Here is a 3,425-nt window from a genome sequence, read left to right as displayed (position 1 = left end):
TTCCAGTGGTTCCGCAGTGCCTCGGGCGCCATCGGGCTATGGCTCCATGGCGGCCTTGACCTCCTGGCCGAGGTCGAGCACCGACATCGCGTAGTAGCTGCTCCAGTTGTAGCGCGTGATCACGTAGAAGTTGCGCGTGCCGGCCACATAGGTCGGCGGCGCGTCGGCGCCGTTCTGCAGTTCGATCAGTGCGAGCAGGCCCTTGTGGCGCAGGCCCTCGCCTTCGGGCACCGCACCGGCCGCCACGAAGCTGTCGGTGCTGAAGCTCGGCAGGATGTCGGGCGYCAGCAGCAGCGCCTTCTTGAGGCGGGCCTCCTCGAAATGCACCGGGTAGGTCGCGGGCATGCCGGGCGTCCAGCCGAAGGCCTTGAAGTAGTTGGCCACCGAACCGATCACGTCGGCGGGGTTGTCGACGAGGTCGATGCGGCCGTCGCCGTCGAAGTCGACCGCGTACTTGGCGATGCTGCTGGGCATGAACTGCGGCATGCCCATGGCGCCCGCATAGCTGCCCACGGGCAGCAGGGGGTTGTCGGCTGTGCGGCTTTCGGTGCTCAGGAAGCTCTCGAGCTCGCCGCGGAAGAAGGCTTCGCGCTCGGCCGCGCGCGGATGGGCCTGCGGAAAGTCGAACGACAGCGTGGCCAGTGCATCGATCACGCGGAAGCTGCCCATGTTGCGGCCGTAGATGGTCTCCACGCCGACGATGCCCACGATGATCTCGGCCGGCACGCCATACATCGCCTCTGCGCGCGCGAGCGTGCCGGCGTTGCTGCGCCAGAAGCGCACGCCGGCGGCGATGCGCGTCGCGTCGATGAAGCGGCTGCGGTAGGCCTGCCAGTTCTTCACCGTGCCGGCCGGGCCCGGCAGCATCAGGCGCGGCACGTTCGGCAAGAAGCGCGCGCTGCCGATGGTGGCGCGCACCCATTCGCGGTCGAGGCCGCGGCGCTCGGCCACCTCGTCGGCAAAGCGCATGGCGTCGTCGCGCGTGGCGTAGGGCGTGCTGCCGGCCACGGTTTTCACGCTGCGGGCGCTGGGAGCTTTCTGGGCCTGCGCCCCGATGGACCCTGCGCAGCAGGCGGCGAGGAGGGCGACGGCGGCGGCGCGGCGCGGTGCGGGAAGAAAAAATCGCATGGCGCCGATTGTGCCGTTCGCACGAGCCCGGCTCGGCGGGACGCGTGCGGCCTCAGCGCCGCGCGGTGGGCGCGGCCGGCCAGTCCAGGCGCCGGAACTCGGCCCGCAGCGCCGCGAGCGAAGCCGGCGAGGCCGGGGCGTAGCGCTGGGCTTCGAGCTTCAGCAGCCATTCGCGCACGGCMTGTGCCGCCGGGCCGAAGCGCGCCTCGGCCTGGGCGGCCATCTGGCGCGGCGGCGCGGTGTCGGGCAGCTGGAGCCCGGCCTTGGCGAGGCGTGCGCGTGCCTGGCCGAGCAGGCGCAGCCACGGGTCGTGCTGGCTGCGCTCCCACAGGGTCCATGCCGCGCCGGCAAGGCTTGCGCCCACCAGCAGGTAGAGCAGCACGTAGGCCAGGTCCTCGAGGCTCGGCGCGTTGAAGCCGATGCTCTTGAGCAGGTTGAGCTGGCGGCTTTGCGTGTAGTTGAGCACCCACTGGTTCCAGCCGTTGTTCACTGCCTCCCAGGCGGCGCGCAGGTTCTGCGCCAGCGTGGGGCTCATCGCGCCGATGGCGCCGGCGAACAGGCCCGGCTGCGGCACCAGCCGCTGCAGCTGGCCGACCCGCCCCGGCGACACCGCGCCCGTGGGATCGACGCGCACCCAGCCGGTGCCGTCTTCCCAGACTTCGGCCCAGGCGTGCGCATCGCTCTGGCGCAGGACCCAGTAGTTGTCGACGCTGTTGAGTTCGCCGCCCTGGTAGCCGGTCACGATGCGCGCCGGAATGCCCGCCGCGCGCATCAGCACCACGAAGGCCGAGGCGATGTGTTCGCAGAAGCCCTCCTTGCGGTCGAACCAGAACTCGTCGGCCGTGTCGTTGCCGTAGACGCCGGGCTCCAGCGTGTAGCTGTAGCCGCCGGTGCGCAGCCGCTGCAGTGCGGCGCGGATGAAGGCCTGGGTGCCGCCGCTGGCCAGCGCGGGCTGGGCGCGCATTTCCGCGGCGAGCGCGGCGGTGCGCGGGTTCGATCCGGGCGGCAGCGCGAGGTAGGGCCGCAGCGCGGCCGTCTGCCGCAGCGGGCCGCTGTGGAACTGGGTGTAGCTCTCGGCGCGGTAGCGCACGAGATCGGAGATGGGGCGGTTCGCCACCCATTGCAGGTCGGGCGTGCCCGTGACTTCATAGCCGGGCGCCTGCGGTGCGGTGGGCGCCGCATCGAGCGTGAGCAGCCAGGGGCGGTGGTTGGGCTCGAGCGTGACCTCGTAGCGCACCGGCGGGCCGCTGGTGCGCAGGTTGCCCGATGGCGGCGCGCCGCGCGCCCAGGACGGCAGCGCGCTCCACTCGCGCCCGTCGAACTGCGCGAGCACCGGACCGCGGAAATACAGCTGGCTCTGCGGCGGCGCGCGGTTGTCGTCGAACTTGATGCGCGCCGCAATGCTGCCGTCGAGCGCGAGTTCGGCAATGGTGCCCACGCGCATGGTGTTCGACAGGCCCGTGCGTCCGGCCATCGCATCGGCGGGCGTGCCCCACAGCGGCGCAAAGCGCGGAAACAGCAGGAACAGCGCGAGCATGATCGGCGCGCCCGCCAGGGCCATCCAGCTGGCGGTGCGCGCGGCCTGCATCAATGGCGGCTTGCCCACCGGCATGTGCGCATTGACCAGCGCGGTGAGCAGGCCCAGCAGCGCCAGCAGCATGGCGACCGCGGTCATCAGCGACTGCGAGTAGAAGAAGTTCGTGAGCATCGCGAAGAAGCCCAGGAAGAAGATGACGAAGGCGTCGCGGCGCGCGCGCAGCTCCAGCGTCTTGAGCGCGAGCAGGATCACGATCAGCGTGACCCCGGCGTCGCGCCCCAGCAGGGTGCGGTGGGTGGCGAAGGTGGCGGCCAGCGCCAGCACCAGCAGGCCCACGCGCGCCCACTTGCCCGGCAGCGGACGGGCCTCCACGGCGAGCGTGCTGCGCCACACCAGCACCATCGCCGTGATGGCGGTGCACCACCAGGGCAGGTTCGCGGCCTGCGGCAGCACGATGAGCGCGATCACCGCAAGCAGGAACAGCGTGTCCCGGGCGTCCCGTGGCAGCGCCGAGATCTCGCGCATGAACTTGTTCATGTGCGCGGCTCCCGGCCTGGAGAAGAACGAGCGGAGTTCGGATGATTCAACATAGCGCCAGCGCCTCCAGGCAGGCTCTTCGGTGGGCTTCGCCCTGCGAGGGCTGCACCACGCGCGCGGCCACGCGGATGCCGTAGTCCACGCCCAGGCGGTCCGCCATCAGCACCCAGGCGCACAGCCGCGACACCCGGGCTTCGGTGTCGGCCAGCTGGGTGGCCTGGGC

The 3,425-nt window shown here is 71.4% G+C and carries 2 protein-coding genes and 1 pseudogene; all 3 read right to left on the bottom strand.

The genetic code is table 11. The features are described 5' to 3' along the window. Window positions 1–36 precede the first annotated feature (36 nt). The gene (gene mltB / locus AC1DOC_RS25270; protein ID WP_478130732.1) at window positions 37–1,128 is read right to left on the bottom strand and encodes a lytic murein transglycosylase B; all 1,092 of its coding nucleotides are present in this window, start codon (window positions 1,126–1,128) and stop codon (window positions 37–39) included. Between the two features lie 52 nt (window positions 1,129–1,180). Further along, a complete protein-coding gene (locus AC1DOC_RS25265; protein ID WP_478130731.1) occupies window positions 1,181–3,202 on the bottom strand; it encodes a transglutaminase TgpA family protein in 2,022 nt (673 codons plus the stop codon). A gap of 46 nt (window positions 3,203–3,248) precedes the next feature. Continuing rightward, window positions 3,249–3,425 (bottom strand): annotated as a pseudogene (locus tag AC1DOC_RS25260) (DUF58 domain-containing protein); the annotation flags it as partial.

The organism is Variovorax sp. 01T439_2 (genome assembly GCF_056398445.1).
The sequence above is the reverse complement of the archived record's forward strand: the minus strand, read 5'-3'. Positions and strand labels throughout refer to the sequence as shown.